Source organism: Marivirga arenosa (genome assembly GCF_030503875.2).
Classification (GTDB): Bacteria; Bacteroidota; Bacteroidia; order Cytophagales; family Cyclobacteriaceae; genus Marivirga; species Marivirga arenosa.
This window is the reverse complement of sequence record NZ_CP129968.2, coordinates 2,524,704-2,545,089: the sequence shown is the minus strand read 5'-3', so window position 1 is coordinate 2,545,089 and position 20,386 is coordinate 2,524,704. Positions and strand designations below refer to the sequence as shown.

Sequence of the window (20,386 nt, the reverse complement as noted above, 5' to 3'; positions counted from 1 at the left end):
TGTAGATTTTATTCTTCAATAATAGTCACTTTCTCCATTACGTCTCCTTGACGAATATCATCTATGATACCCAATCCTTCATATACTTTACCAAAAGCGGTATGTCTGCCATCTAAATGTTGAGTGTTTTGTCTATTATGGCAAATGAAGAATTGAGATCCGCCCGTGTTTTTTCCAGCATGAGCCATTGATAAAACGCCTTTCTCATGAAATTGCTTATCACCATCCGTTTCACAGTCAATGCTATATCCTGGTCCGCCAGCACCCGTTCCATCAGGGCATCCACCTTGTACTACAAAGTCAGGAATTACTCTATGGAAAGTTAAGCCATCATAAAAACCTTCTTTCGCTAATTTGTGAAAGTTTTTCACGGTGTTTGGGGTAGCATCATCATAAAATTCAATTTTTAATGTGCCTTTGTTGGTTACGATTTCTCCTTTACTCATCTTATTTATTTTGTTATATGTTTTTAGTTATTGGTAATAAGTTATTTCAGCCTCAATATTTGATGATTCTAAAAATCCAATTACTTAATATCTAATACTTAGAACTATTTTAAATACTATTTCTTTGCCAAACAAGTTGCTGAGTATCCGCCATTTCTTCAATAATATTAGCCTCTTTTAAAGTATAGACTACATTTTTAAGCATTTTATTACTGACCCAGCCATCGGTAGCCCATTCAGTGGCATGATACCATTTAGCAGCATCTTCTTTTTTGATGTTAAATCTTTTACTGACTATGTCCACAGCTTCTTCATTCTCCATGAATTGAGCGGAGCTTTTTTGAATTTGTCTTAATACGCGAGAAATATCTTTTGGTCTTGTATTAATGATGTTAGTATGTGCTGCTAATACAAAACATGGCCATGGTGTTACATATTCGCCAATCCTTTTGATTTCTCCACTTTCAACATAAGGTTTGGTAGTATACTTTTCCCAATAGAAAACATCAGTCTCTAAATCATTTAATGATTGTAAAGCTCCTTTAAGATTATTGATAATATGAAATTGAGAAGGATCAATTTCTTTATCATTATTTAGTGCATCCACTATTGCCATTAGGTGTGAACCTGAACCAATTCTACTAATCGCATATTGCTTATCGTAAATTTCCTTATGATCTTTAATAGGGTTATCTATTCCGCTGTGTATCCCCCAAATTAAAGGGCTTTTAACATATCCACTAATTATTTTAGCAGGAACTCCTGATAATATACCACTTACAATACCTTCGGTAAGGATAGCGCAAATGTCAATTTCGTCATTGATTAGCGCCTCTCGCATTTCTCCAGTACCTCCTTCAAATGTTTTCCATTCAATATCGATCCCTTCATTTTCAATAGCTCCTGATTCAATTGCTAAATGAATAGGGGTGTTATAGTGTTCCGGTACTCCACCAATTCTTATTTTCTTACTCACTATTTTATCACTTTTTTGGGTGTACAAACATACAATCTTTATCCTTTTGATTAATGGATTTGCTTTGCTTTTGTTTAATATTTATAGCTTTGATATGAATTATTACACTTTTTACTAAGATTTTCCGTTCTTCGCAGGAAAATTACAGCTAATGCCTAAAAAGAAGAGAAAGAAGTCCTTTAAGAAGAAATTAATCAGCTTTTTCCTAAAAGTATCTATTGTTGGAATAATTTTTCTGATAGGTTTTTTCTATAGTATTAAAGCAGGACTTTTTGGAGAATTACCTACCGAAAAAACGCTTTCTAATATTGAAAACTCCCAAGCAACGGCATTATTATCTGATTCAGGCGAAAATATAGGGTTCTTATACAGAACTTATCGATCGAATGTTGCATATGAGGATCTCACAAAGCATTTAGTAGATGCTTTAGTAGCCACTGAAGATGTTCGGTTTTTTGAGCATTCTGGTATTGATTACAGAAGTTTAGTCCGTGTGTTGGTTAAGACAGTGATTCTTCAGGATCGATCGGGTGGGGGCGGTAGCACTCTTTCTCAGCAACTCGTAAAAAATCTGTTTCCTAGAGAGTATTCCAATAAGTTTGAATTACTAATTATCAAAATTAAGGAAGCTTTAATTGCTCAAAAACTAGAGTCCATCTATTCAAAAGAGGAATTATTAACATTATACCTTAACACTGTAAGCTTTCCTGATAATACTTTTGGGATTGAAGCAGCAGCCAGAACTTTCTTCAATAAACCTGTCAATAAACTTGACTTAGACGAAGCCGCTATTTTGGTGGGTAGCTTAAAAGCTACTTATACCTATAATCCCAGAATATTTCCAGAAAATAGTATTAACAGAAGAGATATAGTGCTTTCTCAGATGAGAAAATATGAGAAAATAAGCGAAAAAGAATATAAATCTGCAAAGTCAGGAGCGATTGAATTGGATTATACTCCTATGAAAGCTGATCAAGGCGTCGCTCCGTATTTTCGTGAACAAATCAGAAAGAAGCTAGTAAAATGGGCAGATGAATATGAATCTGAAACGGGCGAAGAGATTGATATTTACGGAGATGGATTAAAGATATTTACGACTCTCAATAAGGATATGCAGATTTATGCTGAGGCTGCCATGAAATCTCATATGAAAGCTTTGCAAAAGTCCTTTGAAACGAATTGGGGAAATCAAGCTCCATGGAAGAAAAAGGCAATCTATGAAGAGATCATAAAAAGAACTCATCATTATAAAGCATTGAAAATCCAGGGTAAATCGGAAGCTGAGATTGAAAAGATTCTGAATGAGAAAAAGAAAATGCAGTTCTTTGACTGGTCAGGTAGTGAAGTAAAAACCATGAGTGTTATTGATAGTATTCAGTTAGCCTTGAAAACACTTCAATCTGGCTTTGTCGCTATGGAGCCTGGTTCAGGAGCTGTCAAAACTTGGATAGGAGGAATAGATTATGAGTATTTTAAATATGATCATGTTGCTCAAAGTAGAAGGCAGGTGGGTTCTACTTTTAAACCCATAGTTTATATGGCAGCCCTTGAAAACGGAGTTGATCCCTGTGATTATTTCCCTGCTCAAGCAGTAGCTTACGAAAATCTGGAAGGTTGGAAACCCACAAATAGTGATAATGAGGATTATACCCACATCAATGTGACTATGCAAGAGGCACTTAGGAAATCAATGAATACTGTGTCTGTAAAAATTATGGAGGAAGTGGGCATTTCTAGAGTTATTGATTTTGCAGAGGATTTAGGTATAAATTCAGAATTACCGGAGGTGGCCTCATTAGCTTTAGGAACAGCTGAACTTAGTATGTTGGAATTAGCTACTGCCTACACCTCATTTTTAAATAATGGTAAATCAGTAGAACCCTACTTCATTAACAGAATTGAAAGTGCCTCTGGAGATGTACTATATGAGCATAAAGGTTCAAATCAGGCAGAAATTGCTTTTTCAGCTTTACATCAAGAAATGATGCTTAAGATGATGCAAGAAGTGGTTAATTCCGGTACAGCATCTCGATTAAGATGGAAGTATAAACTCAAAAATGATATAGCAGGTAAAACTGGAACAACTCAAAATAATAAAGATGGTTGGTTTGTAGGGCTATTGCCTAATTTAGTAACTGTTAGCTGGACAGGTTCTGATAATGGAAATATTGGTTTTAAAAGTACAGCCATAGGGCAAGGTGCAAATTCGGCTTTACCTATTTTTGGTCTTTGGCTTGAAAAACTCAATCAGGATAAAGCATTAAATAAATATACTAGAAGTCGATTTGATGAACTTAGTGATAAAGCCAAAAGAAAAATGGATTGCCAACCTATTAAGGAGGACGGTTTTATCAAGAAACTTTTTAATAATCCGGATAAAGAAAAAACTGAAAAGTTTGATGAAGCAGGAAAGAAAAAGGATGGGTTATTTAAAAGGATAAAAAAGCTATTTAATAAAGATGAATAGCCAAACTGATTATAAAATAGAAATCAGATGTTTAAGTTTTGACATATAACGTTATAATCTTGTAGGATTCTTATTAATCCTGAATAAAGTGCAATACAGCTTGTTTTTCTTCGCTATTTTGTTAACATAAGGGAAAGAAAAATCAAACTAAAATAAGAAGAAAATGGCTAAATGTTTTGCACTAATGGGTTGGAGTTTACCCGTAATCGAGAGTATGCAAAAACTCAATAAACCTTATGTAGTGGTATCATTTCCAGATTTTGAAGATTATGCCAAAGAAAATAATATACCCTTTGTCCCTTATCAATTAGATGAGTGGAGTGATACCTCAAACTCCTTAGATTTATTAGAAAAATTAAAACCCTATGATGTAGATGTTGCTGTTCCTCTTTTTGAAGAGACAGTTGAATGGGCAGGTGCTTTAAATTCTATTTTTAGAGATGATCCAAGAGTATTAAATAGAGCTTTTCTATTCAGAAATAAGGCTATGATGAAACGTAAGGCATTAATTGGCGGTCTTAGGGTAGGCTTATTTGAAGAGGTTTATAATAAAGAAGGGGTAAAAGACTTTATGAAAAGGTTGAATCAGGCTAACCTTCAAATCGATGGAGAGGAAGATAGCTGGGTTCATATTAAACCTTTTGCTTCTGCTGGTACTGTTGGTCACCGTTTGTTAAGGAGCATGCAGGATATTGAAGATAAATGTGAGGACGATGATTTCCCATGCCTTGCAGAATCACATTTACCCGGCAGAGAGTTTTCATGTGAGGCTTTTGTCCATAAGGGTAAAATTAGATTTCTAAATATTACTGAATATGTGAAATTAGGGTATTCAAATTTTATTCCTGAAGGAAATTATCTGCATACAAAGCGTGATCGAATCATGCAGGAGATGCAAAAACTAGTAGATATTTTTGGAATAGAATATGGTATGATTCACCCTGAATGGTTCTTGACGGAAGATGATACCCTTAGTTTTGGAGAGGTGGCTTGTAGAATCCCTGGAGGCCATATATTAGAATTAGCAGGAAAAGCTTATGACTTTGATGCATTAGCAGCTTTTGTGTTATGTCATGATCCTAATTTATCCGAGGAAGAGCTACATGAGATTTTACCTGCACCAGATGCAAGGCCGAAAAATTTCTATGGAAATGTGATGATTTATCCTCATAAAAATCAAATTTCGAAATTGGAAATACCGGAAGAATTGAAAGAGGAACCGTATTTCTTAGATCATAATTTAGTACCTCCAATGACAACTCAAAAAATAAACGATCGAAATGGTTTTGGGAATCATTTTGGTACAGTAAATTTCAAAGGTGAAGATCCTGATAGAATGACCGAACTATTATTACATTATGAAGATGTAGATTTTTATCATTAATTCGGTTAGGCTTAAACTATTAAAGATTCATCCTTTATTAAAGAAAGGTGTTATTTCACCTTTCTTTTTATTTAAAAATAAACGAATACATGTCAAATACTTTAAGTATTGAACAAAGCCATCAGAGGTTCAACGAGCTTTTTAAGGAGCTTATTTCTGCTACTTCTTTAACCAAAGCGGATAAAGCGCAAAAGCTTATGTCACAAGTAGATTTACTTGCGGCTGATCAGAATGGCATTGCTTTTTTATATGATAATATTACCGATCTTTCAAAAGCTGGAATATTTGCTAAAAGCAGCTGGGAAGATCCTTCAAAATTGGTCCCCACTTTAGTAAATGGAACCTTGAAAAGCGGTCATCCTAATTCCACTATTGAAATATTAAGTGAACTTAGAATGTTGGCTATTGCGGAAGGTAAATATGATCACAAATCAGTTAAAACCGATGAGGCAGAAAATTATATTCAAGAGGTTTTTGTAGGCAATCTGGAGTTCGTTTTTAAAGAACCAAAAGAAGAAACAAGGTTGAATATGGATGAAGTAGAACTTACCAAAGTCCATGAACTCTTCGTATTCCTTTCTTCCAAAACTAATCTGGATAGTATCAAAGAGAAATTAACGGAAGAACTCACTTTAATATGTGAACAAAGACCAGTGGTTACTGAAAATCAAAGGCGAATTATTGCTTTAGTGAAAGAAAAAATTGAGCTCAATCCTAATAGGAAGGAAGACCAGAAGCTTTTGCAATTTCAGAGATGTATCTATAGACCTACTAAAAACACTGAAAACAAGACTGCAGATGAATATGAAAATTCATTAAGCGAAATGTCAAATTCAGAATTATATTCTGAATCACAGGATATGAGTAATGCTATGTTATTGTATGGCTTAGTGAGCCAATATCATGCAGTTTTATTATTACATCTTATCAAAAATGAGCATTTTTCTATAGTGCCCGTTTGCCTGGGTCTCAATCCCACAGGAGAAGTAAAATGGAATGAATATCAAGATTTTATTTCAACACTTATCCTTGAAATAATTCACCGATACAATGCACAATGTATTTATGGATTGGCAAAAATGTTAGAAAAAGGAATTTTTTCAAGACAGGCAGTACGCTCTAGTATAGATAATATGCGGACCATCAAAATTCATCCTAAAGTAGAAGAAAGAATTTTAAAATCAACCAATAATCCGCATCATGATGTTTCAGCAAGGCAATATTTAATTGGAGCATTATTTAGAATTTTAGGACAGCCATTGGGTGTGGGGCAGGGAAATAACCCAACTTGCCAAAGTGCTAGAGGAATTAGTATGTGGAGCCAGCACTCACCAGCCAAATTGATCAATATGATTCAAATTGCAGCTACTCATAATGATTTAAGCTTTCGCTTTGAAGATAAAGAGATAAAAGCTTCTACAACAGCACAAGGCTTAGTGCAAAAATTGGATCATAATTTGGATGCTGTTTCAGTAACCATTGTACCTATGCTAGACAGAATCTATAATGAAATGATGGTAAGAGCATCAGGTAGAGGAGAAGACCCACATAAATGGGTAAATCCAGCTTTATATGGTCAATGGATTCAAATTGGTTTTGCATCAGCTTATGATTACCTAAGTAATTCAATATTAGATTTTAATGGTTTTACAAAGGTATTTTATGCCATGTGTCATCCCGAATACAATGGAGGGCATAAACTAATATATCCAAATCCGGTGGGAATCTTCATAACATCATCTAAAGGAGAAATGTTAGGTTTTCATGCTGTATCCCTACTAAGGGTGGATGAAGATCCTGAAGGAGAAATGAGAGCTTATTTTTTAAATCCAAATAATGAAGGCCGTCAAAACTGGGGGCAGAATATTAGGCCTTCTGTATATGGAAATGGAGAGCAACATGGTGAATCTTCACTTCCTATTCATGAGTTTGCTGCACGAACTTATGCTTTTCATTATAACACTTTAGAAGTAGGGGCTAAAGTGGGTAATGTACCCGAAAATGAAGTTTTAAAAGTAAAAAGATTAGCTAAAGAAAGCTGGGGAAAATCATATACTTGGCTAGAAACTCCAAAACAATGGTAAAACACTCTTCAAGAATAGAATTAAAACAATCGTCTTTAACAGCCAATATTAATTTCATTAAAAAGATAGTAGGTAATGATGTTATATTTTCATCGGTAGTGAAAGCTAATGCCTATGGACATGGTATTCATCAATTTGTTAAAATGGCTGAAAAATGTGGGGTTCGACATTTTTCAGTTGCTTCATCTTTTGAGGCAGAGGAAGTATTAGAAGCAACAGATGGTAAAAGTACCATTATGATAATGGGTATTATCTATGAAGAAGATCTTTCTTGGGCTATAGAGCATGATATAGAATTTTTTGTTTATAATTTTGAAAGGCTGCCTAGAGCTTTAGAAGCAGCCAAAAAAGTGGGAAAGAAAGCTAAGGTGCACATTGAAGTTGAGACCGGATCGAACAGAACGGGAATGCACAAAAATGAATTCCCCAAAGCACTATCATTTCTGAAGAAAAATGAAGATCATTTGTTTTTTCAAGGTCTTTGTACACACTTAGGGGGAGCAGAAAGCCAAAGCAATCAATTTAAAATCGATAAACAAAAGAAACGTTATAAAGAATTTTTAAAGATATGTAAGGACAAAAAGACTGAACCTAATATTAGACATATTGCATGTTCAGCAGCGGCTTTAGCAATGCCTGATACAGTTTATGATCTGATAAGAGTTGGAGTTGCTCAATATGGTTTTTGGCCGAGCCCAGAAATCTATTATCAATATTTAAATGAGAATGGTAAAAAGTCAGATGCTTCCTTGAAACGCATATTTTCGTGGAAAACAGACATAATGGATATCCGGGAAGTACCTGAAGGAGATTTCATAGGGTACGGTACTGCTTTCCAAGCTAGCCATAAAATGAATATTGCAGTTATTCCTTTAGGATATTCAAATGGGTATCCGAGAGCGTTATCTAATAGAGGATATGTTTTAATTAGTGGGAAAAAGGCACCCATTGTAGGTTTAATTAATATGAATCTTTTTATGGTTGATATCACCCATATTCCTGATGCTAATGTAGGGGATGAGGTAGTTTTAATCGGCAGACAAAAAAATAATGTGATTAATGTAAGTAGCTTTACCAATAGTACTCAATTACTCAATAATGAAATGTTAAGTAGGTTACCTGCTGCAATACCAAGAACCATCGTTAAATAATGAGGTTTACGGATTATGAAAATAGCGTTATTAATGAATTAGGAAAAAGGGCAGGAGATGTCTTATATCTTTCTGATATCGCACCTTTTTTCATTACTAAAAGCTGTTTGAATATTTCTACTTATTTGCAGACTGCCTACATTAAATTGGGTGGTAACATGCAAAAATCACTTTCTGAATATTTTCAGCTCATAGTTTTTATCAAGAAATTGGAAGACGAAAGGATTTGTTATTCCATACCCTATACTCCTTTAGAAGATAATGCACAAGATATCGGCAATTTAAATTATAAGGATTATCAGCAGCAAACTATTGCTGACGGTGACTTACTTTTACAGATTTTTCAATTTGCTACAAAGAAGTATGTGATATCTCCAGTTGAATATGATGAAGAGCAGATTAAAAAAGCAGTATCTACGAATAGATTAATTCCGAACATTATTTTAGCATTACTTTTTCTGTTTTTAGCTGCCATAGGTTATCAGTCTTATCGAGATACTCAAATACGGACAAATCAACTTGAATTGATTGAGAATAAATTAAGTAAGCAAATCGAAGTGCAGAATTTACTTTCAGAAGAAATAAATCAACGAAACCTTGATATGGATCAATTTCATCAATTGATTCAAGATGACTTATTAATGATTAATAAAATTCTGGAAACACAAATAGATGAAATTAATCGAATTAAATATTGGAATAGAATGCAGGTTAAAGAATTAATGGAATTAAATAAGATTTTAGTTGACGATTCAACGAATCATTGAGTTTAAATATGTATTCAGTTGCTTTAAACGCAATAATTATTAACTTGCTTTAAATTAAAACCAACTATTTAATATGAAAACTAAAGAAACATTTAAATCCCTAAGCTTAACTGCTCTTGCTGCTATTTTCTTTTTATCTGCTACATTAATCTCATGTGGTGGTGAGAAAAAAGAATCAGCATCTGACGATGCAGCTACTGAAGAAGTAATGGAGGAAACAGAAGAGGCTGTTGAAGAAGTAGAGGAAGTTGTAGAAGAAGAAATGATGGAAGAAGATTCAGCTAAGAGTGAACATCCAAGCGAGGGTGAAGAGGAAGAACATCCATCAGGAGGCGGTGAGCACCCTGGAAAATAATTTTTAAAAGGTTAAAATAGAAAAGCTCGAATTATGATTCGAGCTTTTTTTATGTCCCTACATTCAAATTTTTTCTGAATTATCTGTAATTCGCTGGAAGCTAAACTTTGCATTGCTTACTATACTTTCCCCATCAACTTCAAATATAGGATATGCCATAAATTTAACAGGACTAGACTTTGGAGAAGGTTCAAAAATTAAATCTCTTCCTTTTGTAAATTCAATTCTATTTGCTGGATGTCTACCGAAATAATAGGTAGCTAAGGCGGTGTATTTATTTCCTTCACTAATATCTACTGGCCACCATTTTCCTTCAGCATAAAATTCAGCCCAGCAATGGTACCCATTTATTCCACCTTCATTTCTATCAGATGGAATGCCAGCCCCGATTGCAAATCGAGCGGGAATATTTGCTGTTCGAGCCAAAGAAATAAAAAGTGAATGAAATTCAGTGCAGTTACCAGTTTTTGAGTCACAAGCATAAACAGCATCTCCGGTTCCATATTTAATATTTTTAGCATAGCGCATATTATCAATAATATAATCATAGATAGCCCTTGCTTGAATCAATTGATTATCATTTTCCATTCCAGCTGTAGCTTCATTTACAATTTCCTTAAATCTTGCTGTTCCTACTGGCATCAATATGTTTTCATTTAGATATTGGTTTATATCTGTACCTTTTTCCTCATAAGCACTTTTTTCTTTTCTCTTCACGTGGTAACTTATTCTTACTTTCTTTTCACTATCCACTTTATCTAGTTTAAGAAACAGAACTTTATTTCCATATTTTTCCTCTTCCAATATCTGATCTTCACCATACATTTGCATGCTTTTAATTTCTATATCTTGAAATTTGTCAGATTGCGCAATCGGAATCCATACCTTGGCTGAATTTTCAATTTTAGGAAGAGTAGTCTCATAATAGAATTCAAACTCATCTTCTCCCTCAATTACTCCTAATAGTTCATTTGAGGCGGATTCGATAGGCACTCTATGCCATGTTTTATCCTCTTTTTGCTTCCAGCTGTAGAATGGCTTACCATTCAATTTGTGAACTGTTGTTTCCGTCACATCCATTGCGCCTGGTTTACCTTCCATAAAGAAATCAACATCATAAACATCTCCATTTTCATCGGCTAAATCAACACAAGCAAAATGTCTATTTGGACCTAAATTAGAAAGGTACTCAGTATGGACTCTTACTAGTTTTAATCGCAGTTCCTTGTTTTCATCTTTCACATGAAAATAACCGTCTGCCTCCTTAGTTTTATTTTTAATATAGGCCTTAATACCCGTTTCAATATCTGCTATATCAACTTTAGTGACTACTTTATTTTCAGTTTTTGATGCTTTACTTGAATTCTTTTCAGAAGATTGACAGGCTAATATCAATGCTGAAATGACAAATAGTAAGTGTTTAATTTTAATCATATTAGTTCTTTAAGGATGAATTATTACTTTCCTTTTATTTTCTCTAATTCCTTTTCAAGTTTTGCTTTTTCTTCCTGAGCTTTTTTCAGTTCTGTGATATCTCTGGAAACAGTAGAAACTCCAATCACTTCTTTGTTATCATTATAAATAGGCTCGCATCTTGTTTCTATAGTCAGATTACCAGAAGAAAGTTCTCTTATTTCTTCCATCCTCAACTTCTCACCTGCAAGGGCTGTATCATATCTACCTTTCCATTTTTCTAACTGATCTTTTGGTAGAATACTTAATATGCTTAATCCAGGCTTTAATTCAATTCCAGAATCTTTAAACCTATTTTTCAATACATCATTCACCACCAATATTTCATAATTAGTGTTGATAGCAAAATATGTATCATCTGTATTATTGATCATACCATCTAATACATACTCTCTTTGAGCAAGCTTTTTAGCATTTTCTTCGCGCTGAATTTCCAGTTGTTTTTCTTTCGTAATATCCCGTGAGAATACAGAAGCACCAGTGATTGAACCATCTTTTTGTTTGATAGGATGAATATCATAATGGCGATATGAATCCTCTCCTTTAACACTACTTTTTATGGTGAATGATAATATTTCCCCTCTAAATACCCTGTCATAATATCCTTTCCATTCTTCTCTTACATCTCCCAGCATATCTAATGCATTACTTCCTTCCTTCATTTTCTCATATTGGGTGCCTTTGTATCTGTTTTTGATTACATCATTCATTAATAGAATGGTATAATCTGTATCAATCAAAATGATAGAGTCTGTGGTGTTATTGATTAAAGCATTTAGGTTAGCTTCTTTATCTGCCATCTCACTTTGAGCCCTTGCCATTTCTTCTTGAGTGGCTTCCATCTCTTCCATATTTTGACGCATTTCCTCTTCTTGAGAACGCATCTGCTCTGTCATTTCCTGAGATTCAATTAAAAGCTTTTTAGTCCTTTCATTGGTCCTTGCATTCGCTAATGTTGAGGCAATGTTTTCTCCTAGCTTCTCTACAAAGTCTATTCTGTATTGAGGGATAGGCTGAATAGAAGCTATTTCAACTACTCCTTTTATTTCTTCATTGATTTTTAAAGGAACAATTAAAACGCATCTTGGTAGCGTTTCACCCAAACCTGATTTAATTTCAACATAATCATCTGGAACCTCAGTAAGGTAAATTTTATCACCTTCTTGGACTGATTGACCGACCAATCCTTCACCTATTGCAATTTCCTTTTTAATTCTTTTCCTTCTTTCGTAAGCATAAGCGGATTCAAGATTGATTTTAGGTTTTTCGTTTTCATCCTGAGGTTCTGTCAGAACAAAAAGTGCACCTTGATTCACCTCCATGAACTTTACAAGATTAGAAATAATCTGGTAAGACAATTCCTGGATATTGTCATTATTATTTCGAAGAATATCAGCAAATTTTGCTAAGCCTTCATTTACCCAACTACGCTCTTTGTCCGCCTTAGCAGATTCTTGCATTTTAGACCTCATTTGTAGTAGGGAAGTAGCCAAAGAGTTATCGTGATCATCCTTAAGCCCTTTGTATTCAGCATCTAAATTACCCTCACCAATTTTCGTTGTGAATTCAGTAGCATTTTGTAAAACATCCGCCATTGAGTTGATGTTTTGAGCAATATATCCCAATTCGTTTCTGCTTTGGTAATTGATTTTTTTACTTAAGTTTCCTTTAGCCAGCTCTCTTGCCGAAAGGGAAATTTCGTAAATAGGGCCTAGTATTAAGTATTTTAAAACCCAGTAAAGAAAACCTGCAAGTAGGAAGATGTATATGAAAAGTAAGATTACATTAAATGTCTCACTTTCCTCTTCTGCAAGGTTGATTTCATCTATTAATTCTTTAACATCTATATGTTTTTTTATGAAAGCAGTATATTTTTTCTCTAAACTTTCTTTACTTGATTCAATGGTTGCGGTTCCATCTTGAATAGCATATAAATCTTCTTTAAGGGGAGCCCAATATTTAATCAACTCTTGCACCTCATTTTTTAATCGATCGTTGATTTCTACATCAAGCTTTTCCTCTCCTAATTCACCACCACTAGTATAAGCAAATAGGATTCTTTCAACCCTTTTAACTGTGGTATTGATAGCTTCTTGATTCTCTTGAATATATTGTGGAGAAATACCGATGCTTATATTGTCTAAATTCCGTAGAGTTTTAGTCCTTAATAAGCTCTGCTGATCTATGCCAGTCTGAGTGAATACTAAATAGATCGCGACTATTAATAAAAATGTACCAATACCAATTGAATAGGCTAGATTTCTTATTTTCCAGTCGTAAAATTTCTTTTTTAAGTTGGCCATGTTGTATAAAACTGAATCCTGATAAATTGATTGAAATTATTTCACTTTTTGAATGTTGAAATCCACTGCTTGATCAAGTGAATTAAAACGTATATATAAAGCTTTTAGGTAACCCTCTGAGTAGTTAGAGCAATTTTCATTGGGTTCTAAATAATAAATAAAGAATTTTTGACTACGCTCGTAAAGTTGATGCTTATCGGCTACACCTAATAGCTCAATCATTTCATTTTGTGACAATCCCTTTAATTTATCTTTCTGGCTTAATAGTAAGTCAATTTGTTTAATTCTGTTCTCATTGCATCCGTCTTGATCTTGCTTCCAAGCATCCAAATCAATGCCTTCAAGTTGTGGCAGCGATTCACAAGATAAAATTGACATGATAAATAATCCTAAAAACAGTTTAGATAATATTTTCATTGATTTAAGTTGTAGCTTGTTTTATGGTTTGATTTGATTTTTTAATAAAAATTAGTGCTGCAAATGAAATAAGTCCATAGCCCATAATTAAGTATTGGATAAGTGGGCTAACGGAAGGTAATAAAACGAATACCACAACAACTGGTGTTATCAATACTCTTATTACTTCTAAGGCAAATGAATATTTCTTTTCTTCCAATATGACACCAGCTCCCGTTACGCCTAATATAATTAAGGATACAGCGATAATTTGTTCCCATAAATCAAATGTATTAGCTGTAAAAAGGAAGGCCGCAGTCCCGCCAAGTACAATGATATATTGTAGTAATACATATAAACTAAAGGAAGCAGAAGTTTTTTTATCATATTTCCTATCGTGTTCAGGATCTACCTCTGGAATAGGTAGCTGTCCACCCATCTCTTTTGGTAACCAACCCGGTGGATAAAAGACATACTTCATTTTGTTTTTAAAACCTTTTATTTGTTTTAAGCCTTTTGCCATTTCAATATAATGCTGCAAGTTTACCCAAACAGGATTCCAGCTTGCAGTTTGTTTTGTAATACCGTAAGTGGGTCTTTCTTCTTCTTCCTGGAAAGTACCAAACATTTTATCCCAAATAATAAATACGCCAGCATGATTTTTATCAATATATTTTGGGTTTCGCCCATGGTGTACTCTATGGTGGGAAGGCGTATTGAAAATCCATTCTACAGGGCCTAATTTACCAATGGTTTCAGTATGAATCCAGAATTGGTAAACGGTAACCAAACCAGACATTAAAACAAAATTGATTGTGTCAAATCCTATTATTGCTAATGGGAAGTAGAAAAAGAAAGTCCATACGATTTGAAATGATCCTTGTCGTAAAGCCACTGAGAAATTATAATCTTCGCTTTGATGATGCACTACATGACCACCCCAAAACAGATTGATTTCATGACTTTTTCTGTGAGCCCAATAATAAAAGAAATCGACTAAAATGAATAATAAGATTAAGTTATACCAGGTAGGGGCAATTTCAAACAATGAGAAGTTTTCATAAACCCACTGGTAAGCAGCCACGCTCAACACCTTGAAAAAAATACCAGATACTTGCTGAGTAATTCCACAACTGATATTTGTAATGGCATCATTCAATCTGTATATTCTGTATCTTTTTATAGCTTGAATGAGTAATTCAATCCCTATTAAAGCAAAATAAATAGGAATTGATAATATAATTGGGTTAAAATCCATTTGATCCTAGTTAAATGATATTCTATAAGTCATCTTTATTTCGAAATATAACATTTTGAATAAAAACTTCCTTGAAAAAATGCTGAAATACTCATGAATCCGATTAATTTTGCCTCATAAATTAAAATTATGGAGAGGATTTCAAGAGCTTTTTTAATTGTAACTAGTATTGGCTATACTGCCGTTTTATTTTACACATATGCCTATTTTGCGGAACTATCATACGTGAATATCAAGCTGTTAGATAATCAAATTCAGTTCAGTAATAATACACTTTTCTATTCAGGACTAATAATACCTCTAATAATTGTACTTATCTGTGTTGCATTAGCATTTTTAATTAAAAGTCAGGCTGTAGGTTCTCAATATTATTTTAAAAACGAAAGGACGAGAAATACTCTAGCCTCATGGGCAAGAAGCTTAGCGGGTACTTTTAATTTGTTTTTTGCTAGCATACTTACAGTATTCATATTCGTCAATAATGAAGAAGGCTTAACCCAAAGTGGCTACCTTCCTTTAGTGATTTTTAGTATGTTTTTAGTTTTCTTCTGGGTTTTATGGTTACCCTTTATACTCAGAAGAAATAAATAAATTTTTTCTAATATTTTTCAACAGTAGTAAGCTGATAATTCATTAGCTTTAATCTACTCATATTCAAATCTTTTCTTTGAGGTTCTTGATGTATGACTTTATCTATATTGGAAATTAATCATACAACTTTTGCCTTTTGGCATCTTGGAAAAAGCTTTACAATTTAAAAAAGCTTTGTAATTTTAAAATTTGAGTAAGCTTTAACTTTCAATCCGATAATTGCGATGGCAGATATACAATATGATGAGGATAGTATAAAATCACTTGATTGGCGCGAACATATTAGAATGCGCCCAGGGATGTATATAGGAAAATTGGGAGATGGTTCATCTCCTGATGACGGTATTTATGTTCTGGTCAAAGAGGTGATTGATAATTCCATTGATGAACACATGATGGGATATGGGAAAACCATTGAAGTTAAAATTACGGATCAAAGAGTAGAGGTTCGTGATTATGGTAGAGGTATTCCTCTAGGTAAAGTTGTGGATTGTGTATCTAAAATAAATACTGGAGGTAAATACGACAGTGGAGCTTTTCAAAAATCTGTAGGACTTAATGGCGTAGGTACTAAAGCAGTTAACGCTTTGTCTAATTATTTTAAAGTTCAGGCATTCAGAGAAGGGCAAACTAAAGTTGCAGAATTTGAGAAAGGGATCATTAAAAATGATGCGAACGTAGATTCATCGAATAAAAGAAATGGTACTTTAATCGCATTTGAGCCAGATGATACGGTTTTTAAGAATTATCATTTTATTCCAGGTTTCCTTGAAGAGCAAATGTGGAATTATGCATTCCTTAATGCAGGCTTAACGATTAATTTCAATGGTGAAAAATTCCACTCTGCTAATGGACTAAAGGATTTATTGGATAGAAAGACAGATGATGAAACCAATCGTTATCCAATTATTCATTTAAGAGGAGATGATATTGAAATGGCGATGACACATGCCAATCAATACGGTGAAGAGTATTATTCATTTGTTAATGGTCAAAATACTACGCAAGGTGGAACACATTTAGTGGCTTTCAAAGAAGCGATTGTAAGAACAATTCGTGATTTTTATGGTAAAAATTATGATCCTTCCGACATCAGACAAGCGATTGTAGGTGCAATTGCAGTTCGTGTTCAAGAGCCAGTGTTTGAATCCCAAACTAAAACAAAGTTAGGTTCGCAAAATGTAGCACCTGATGGTCCAACTATGCGTACTTTCATCAATGATTTTGTAAAGAAAGCATTAGACGATTTCCTTCATAAAAATCCTCAAACTGCTGAAGCCCTTCAAAAGCGTATCATGCAATCTGAAAGGGAACGTAAGGACATGGCAGGTATTAAAAAGCTTGCTAATGAAAGAGCGAAAAAGGCTAATCTACATAACAAAAAATTAAGGGATTGTAGAGTGCATTATGATAATGATAAGCATGATAAGAAGGATGATACCATGATTTTCATTACCGAGGGTGACTCTGCATCAGGTTCTATAACTAAGTCACGTGATGTGCAAACTCAGGCCGTGTTTAGTTTGAGAGGTAAGCCTTTAAATTGCTATGGCAAAACCAAGAAATTGGTGTATGAGAATGAGGAATTCAACCTCTTACAACATGCTTTGAATATTGAAGAAGGATTAGAAGGATTACGTTATAGGAAAGTAATTATTGCAACTGATGCCGATGTAGACGGTATGCATATTCGTTTGCTGCTGATGACTTTCTTTCTTCAATTCTTTCCAGACTTAGTAAGAGAAGGTCATTTATATATTTTAGATACTCCATTGTTCAGGGTTAGAAATAAAAAAGAAACGATTTATTGCTATTCGGATGAAGAAAGAAGAAAAGCAATTGAAAAGATAGGTAAATCGGCAGAGATCACTCGATTTAAAGGACTTGGAGAGATTTCTCCTGAGGAATTTGGAGAATTCATTGGTGATAACATCAAACTTGATCCGATCATTTTAAACAACCAAACCAAAATCAAAGACCTCTTAACTTTCTATATGGGTACTAATACCATGGAGCGTCAGCAGTTTATCATTGATAAATTAAGAGTTGAAAAAGACTTAGAAGAGGAATTGGCAGACGCTTAATTCTAAGATTAAAGATTTAAAAAAATTAAAGTAATATCGTTTTTGGTTCAATCAAATGGAAGAGAATAACGAAAATAACGAGCTAAACAATCAAAACGGAGAAGATAAAGATAAGCTTCATGATGTGATTCCGGTTTCAGGAATGTATGAAAACTGGTTTCTGGATTATGCATCTTATGTGATTTTGGAGCGTGCAGTCCCAGCAAATGAAGATGGCTTTAAGCCAGTTCAGAGGCGTATTATGCATGCCATGAAGGAGATGGATGATGGTAGGTTCAATAAAGTAGCGAACATTATTGGACAGACCATGCAGTATCATCCACATGGTGATGCTTCCATTGGAGATGCCATTGTGAACATGGGGCAGAAGGATATCTTGATTGAAACCCAAGGGAATTGGGGGGATATTCGTACTGGAGATAGCTCAGCAGCACCACGTTATATTGAGGCTCGTTTATCTAAATTTGCTTTAGATGTAGTTTTCAATTCTCAGACAACCGAATGGCAGCTTTCATATGATGGACGTAAAAAAGAACCGGTTACATTACCCGTTAAATTTCCATTATTATTAGCACAAGGGGTAGAAGGTATTGCGGTAGGTTTATCGACCAAGATTTTGCCACATAACTTTATAGAGCTAATTGAAGCCTGTATAAAAGTCCTTAAAAATAAGAAAGTTGAAATCTATCCTGATTTCCCGACAGGTGGTATGGCTGATTTTACCGATTATAACCAAGGATTAAGAGGGGGTAAAATTAGGGTTAGAGCTAAAATAGAGGAAGGAGAAAAACGAACTTTATTAATTAAGAATATTCCATTCGGAACTACCACTACTGGTCTAATTGAATCCATCATTAAAGCCAATGATAAGGGTAAAATTAAGATTAAAAAGGTAATCGATAATACAGCTAAAGATGTTGAAATTGAGGTGCAATTAGCCGCTAATCAATCTCCTGATATTACGATTGATGCGTTGTATGCTTTCACGGATTGTGAAGTTTCAATTTCACCCAATGCCTGCGTCATTATAGAGGATAAACCTCATTTCCTTCCTGTTACAGATATTTTAAAGAAAAATGTAGAGGATACATTAAATTTACTTGAGCGGGAGCTAGAAATTAGAAAAGGAGAGTTAATGGAGAAATTGCTGTTTTCTTCATTAGAGAAAATCTTCATTGAAAATAGAATCTACAGAGATATTGAGGAATGTGAAACATGGGAAGCTGTTCTTGAAACAATCGATAAAGGCTTAGATCCTTTTAAGCCAGAGTTTTACAGAGATATTACTCAAGATGATATCATCCGCTTAACAGAGATCAAAATCAAACGAATCTCCAAATTTGATAAGTTTAAGGCTGATGAATTGATGCGTAAGCTTCAAGAAGAATTAGAACAAGTGGAGCATCATTTAGCTAACTTAACTGAATATGCTATTGAGTATTACCAAAAGTTATTAGATAAATACGGTAAAGGTAGGGAGCGCAAAACAGAAATCAAGAGTTTTGATAATATTGAGGCGCATACAGTTGCAGCTAATAACCAAAAGCTTTACGTCAATAGAAGCGAAGGCTTTATTGGGTATGGAATGAAAAAGGATGAGTTTGTTACGGACTGTTCAGACTTAGATGATGTGATAGCCTTTAAAAGGGATGGAACCTACAAAGTAGTGAAAATTGATGAAAAGGTATTTGTAGGTAAGGATATTATTCATGTAGATATTTTCCGTAAAAATGATGAGCGTAGAGTGTATAATGCGGCTTATTTAGACGGAAAAACAGGTAGAACTATGGTGAAAAGATTCCAGGTTTTATCTGTTACACGTGATAGAGAATATGATCTCACTAAAAAAGCGAAAGGTTCTAAAGTATTGTATTTAGAAGCACGGCCTAATGGTGAATCAGAAGTTATCAATGTGAAACTTTCAAATGCGTGTAGAGCAAGAGTTAAAGTATTCGATTTCGATTTCGCTGAACTAGAAATTAAAGGAAGAAGTGCAGGAGGAAATATCCTCACTAAATACCCTGTAAAGAAAATCGAATTCAAATTACTGGGTGAAAGTAGCTTTGGTGGCTTGAAAGTATATTATGATGAATCTGTTGGAAAGTTAAATACGGACGAAAGAGGCCAGCTTATAGGCTCTTTCCATGGCGATGATAATATATTGGTGGTGTATAAAGATGGCTCTTATGAATTGACTAATTATGAATTGACAAATCGCTATGATGGTGAAAAAGTCCAACTGATCGAAAAATTTGATCCTAATGGAGTAATCTCTTCAGTTTATTATGATGGCGCTTCTAAAAATTACTATGTAAAGCGCTTCCAAATTGAAACCAGAACGCTTAATAAGCCTTTCGTATTTATATCAGAGCATAAAAAATCTAGTTTAACGATAGTTAGCACTGACAAAGAGCCTCAAGTAGAAATTGAATTCCGTAAAGGAAAGGGTCGTGAAAAAGAGACTGCGATTTATGATTTTGATATGCTTATAGATGTGAAAGGCTGGAAAGCAATTGGAAATAAGCTGTCGCAATATGAGGTTACAAAGGTTAAACTAATTGAGAGTAAGAAAGAAGAGAAAGAATATAAGAGCGGTGATTCAGTTGATCTCAATATAGATGAGGACAAAGAACAGTTAGGTCTATTCTAAA

At 34.1% G+C, this 20,386-nt stretch carries 15 protein-coding genes; 9 read left to right on the top strand and 6 right to left on the bottom strand.

Annotated features, from left to right (window positions below; all coding sequences use genetic code 11):
- Window positions 1–8 precede the first annotated feature (8 nt).
- On the bottom strand, window positions 9–446 hold the full coding sequence (locus tag QYS47_RS11025) for a peptidylprolyl isomerase (protein ID WP_322346127.1): 438 nt from the start codon (window positions 444–446) through the stop codon (window positions 9–11).
- Window positions 447–555: 109 nt separating this feature from the next.
- Window positions 556–1,422 carry a substrate-binding domain-containing protein gene (locus tag QYS47_RS11020; protein WP_322346125.1) on the bottom strand — a complete coding sequence of 289 codons (867 nt, stop codon included), beginning with the start codon at window positions 1,420–1,422 and terminating at the stop codon, window positions 556–558.
- Window positions 1,423–1,573: 151 nt separating this feature from the next.
- Between QYS47_RS11020 and QYS47_RS11015 the strand changes: the two genes are divergently transcribed.
- The 6 genes from QYS47_RS11015 (at window position 1,574) to QYS47_RS10990 (ending at window position 9,630) form a co-directional block, all read left to right on the top strand.
- Window positions 1,574–3,889 (top strand): transglycosylase domain-containing protein, encoded by a 2,316-nt coding sequence (locus tag QYS47_RS11015; RefSeq protein WP_322346123.1) that lies wholly within the window; start codon window positions 1,574–1,576, stop codon window positions 3,887–3,889.
- 163 nt (window positions 3,890–4,052) lie between these two features.
- Complete coding sequence (locus tag QYS47_RS11010; RefSeq protein WP_302124898.1) at window positions 4,053–5,273, top strand: ATP-grasp domain-containing protein; 1,221 nt, start codon at window positions 4,053–4,055, stop codon at window positions 5,271–5,273.
- An 89-nt stretch (window positions 5,274–5,362) separates the two neighbouring features.
- Window positions 5,363–7,357 carry a hypothetical protein gene (locus QYS47_RS11005; RefSeq protein ID WP_322346121.1) on the top strand — a complete coding sequence of 665 codons (1,995 nt, stop codon included), beginning with the start codon at window positions 5,363–5,365 and terminating at the stop codon, window positions 7,355–7,357.
- A complete protein-coding gene (gene alr, locus QYS47_RS11000; protein WP_302124904.1) occupies window positions 7,351–8,508 on the top strand; it encodes an alanine racemase in 1,158 nt (385 codons plus the stop codon). The genes QYS47_RS11005 and alr overlap by 7 nt, the downstream gene beginning before the upstream one ends.
- Window positions 8,508–9,275: a hypothetical protein gene (locus QYS47_RS10995; protein WP_302124906.1), complete on the top strand. Its 768-nt coding sequence runs from the start codon at window positions 8,508–8,510 to the stop codon at window positions 9,273–9,275. The genes alr and QYS47_RS10995 overlap by 1 nt, the downstream gene beginning before the upstream one ends.
- A gap of 73 nt (window positions 9,276–9,348) precedes the next feature.
- A complete protein-coding gene (locus QYS47_RS10990) occupies window positions 9,349–9,630 on the top strand; it encodes a hypothetical protein (protein ID WP_302124907.1) in 282 nt (93 codons plus the stop codon).
- 63 nt (window positions 9,631–9,693) lie between these two features.
- Here QYS47_RS10990 and QYS47_RS10985 read toward each other — a convergent pair whose 3' ends face one another.
- The 4 genes from QYS47_RS10985 to QYS47_RS10970 are packed head-to-tail and all read right to left on the bottom strand — an operon-like array spanning window position 9,694 to window position 15,060.
- Complete coding sequence (locus QYS47_RS10985; RefSeq protein ID WP_322346118.1) at window positions 9,694–11,064, bottom strand: transglutaminase-like domain-containing protein; 1,371 nt, start codon at window positions 11,062–11,064, stop codon at window positions 9,694–9,696.
- A gap of 23 nt (window positions 11,065–11,087) precedes the next feature.
- On the bottom strand, window positions 11,088–13,406 hold the full coding sequence (locus tag QYS47_RS10980; RefSeq protein ID WP_322346116.1) for a PAS domain S-box protein: 2,319 nt from the start codon (window positions 13,404–13,406) through the stop codon (window positions 11,088–11,090).
- 36 nt (window positions 13,407–13,442) lie between these two features.
- Window positions 13,443–13,823, bottom strand: coding sequence for a hypothetical protein (locus QYS47_RS10975; protein ID WP_302124916.1), 381 nt, complete (start codon window positions 13,821–13,823; stop codon window positions 13,443–13,445).
- Window positions 13,824–13,827: 4 nt separating this feature from the next.
- Window positions 13,828–15,060 (bottom strand): sterol desaturase family protein, encoded by a 1,233-nt coding sequence (locus QYS47_RS10970; RefSeq protein ID WP_322346114.1) that lies wholly within the window; start codon window positions 15,058–15,060, stop codon window positions 13,828–13,830.
- Between the two features lie 129 nt (window positions 15,061–15,189).
- On the opposite strand from QYS47_RS10970, the gene QYS47_RS10965 reads away from it, so the two are divergent.
- From QYS47_RS10965 to QYS47_RS10955, 3 genes are all read left to right on the top strand, one after another.
- Window positions 15,190–15,651, top strand: a complete 462-nt coding sequence (locus tag QYS47_RS10965) for a hypothetical protein (protein WP_302124922.1) — start codon at window positions 15,190–15,192, stop codon at window positions 15,649–15,651.
- 224 nt (window positions 15,652–15,875) lie between these two features.
- Window positions 15,876–17,735: a DNA topoisomerase IV subunit B gene (locus QYS47_RS10960; protein ID WP_322346111.1), complete on the top strand. Its 1,860-nt coding sequence runs from the start codon at window positions 15,876–15,878 to the stop codon at window positions 17,733–17,735.
- 55 nt (window positions 17,736–17,790) lie between these two features.
- Window positions 17,791–20,385, top strand: a complete 2,595-nt coding sequence (locus QYS47_RS10955) for a DNA gyrase/topoisomerase IV subunit A (RefSeq protein WP_322346109.1) — start codon at window positions 17,791–17,793, stop codon at window positions 20,383–20,385.
- The last annotated feature ends 1 nt before the right edge of the window (window position 20,386 follow it).

What these genes read in the sequence shown, in the direction of transcription:
- QYS47_RS11010 (WP_302124898.1), top strand. Translation starts at nt 4,053, where the DNA reads ATGGCTAAATGTTTTGCACTAATGGGTTGGAGTTTACCCGTAATCGAG.
- QYS47_RS10995 (WP_302124906.1), top strand. Translation starts at nt 8,508, where the DNA reads ATGAGGTTTACGGATTATGAAAATAGCGTTATTAATGAATTAGGAAAA.
- QYS47_RS10985 (WP_322346118.1), bottom strand. Translation starts at nt 11,064, where the DNA reads ATGATTAAAATTAAACACTTACTATTTGTCATTTCAGCATTGATATTA.
- QYS47_RS11025 (WP_322346127.1), bottom strand. Translation starts at nt 446, where the DNA reads ATGAGTAAAGGAGAAATCGTAACCAACAAAGGCACATTAAAAATTGAA.
- QYS47_RS11015 (WP_322346123.1), top strand. Translation starts at nt 1,574, where the DNA reads ATGCCTAAAAAGAAGAGAAAGAAGTCCTTTAAGAAGAAATTAATCAGC.
- QYS47_RS10970 (WP_322346114.1), bottom strand. Translation starts at nt 15,060, where the DNA reads ATGGATTTTAACCCAATTATATTATCAATTCCTATTTATTTTGCTTTA.
- QYS47_RS10965 (WP_302124922.1), top strand. Translation starts at nt 15,190, where the DNA reads ATGGAGAGGATTTCAAGAGCTTTTTTAATTGTAACTAGTATTGGCTAT.
- QYS47_RS10975 (WP_302124916.1), bottom strand. Translation starts at nt 13,823, where the DNA reads ATGAAAATATTATCTAAACTGTTTTTAGGATTATTTATCATGTCAATT.
- QYS47_RS10960 (WP_322346111.1), top strand. Translation starts at nt 15,876, where the DNA reads ATGGCAGATATACAATATGATGAGGATAGTATAAAATCACTTGATTGG.
- QYS47_RS10980 (WP_322346116.1), bottom strand. Translation starts at nt 13,406, where the DNA reads ATGGCCAACTTAAAAAAGAAATTTTACGACTGGAAAATAAGAAATCTA.
- QYS47_RS10990 (WP_302124907.1), top strand. Translation starts at nt 9,349, where the DNA reads ATGAAAACTAAAGAAACATTTAAATCCCTAAGCTTAACTGCTCTTGCT.
- alr (WP_302124904.1), top strand. Translation starts at nt 7,351, where the DNA reads ATGGTAAAACACTCTTCAAGAATAGAATTAAAACAATCGTCTTTAACA.
- QYS47_RS11005 (WP_322346121.1), top strand. Translation starts at nt 5,363, where the DNA reads ATGTCAAATACTTTAAGTATTGAACAAAGCCATCAGAGGTTCAACGAG.
- QYS47_RS10955 (WP_322346109.1), top strand. Translation starts at nt 17,791, where the DNA reads ATGGAAGAGAATAACGAAAATAACGAGCTAAACAATCAAAACGGAGAA.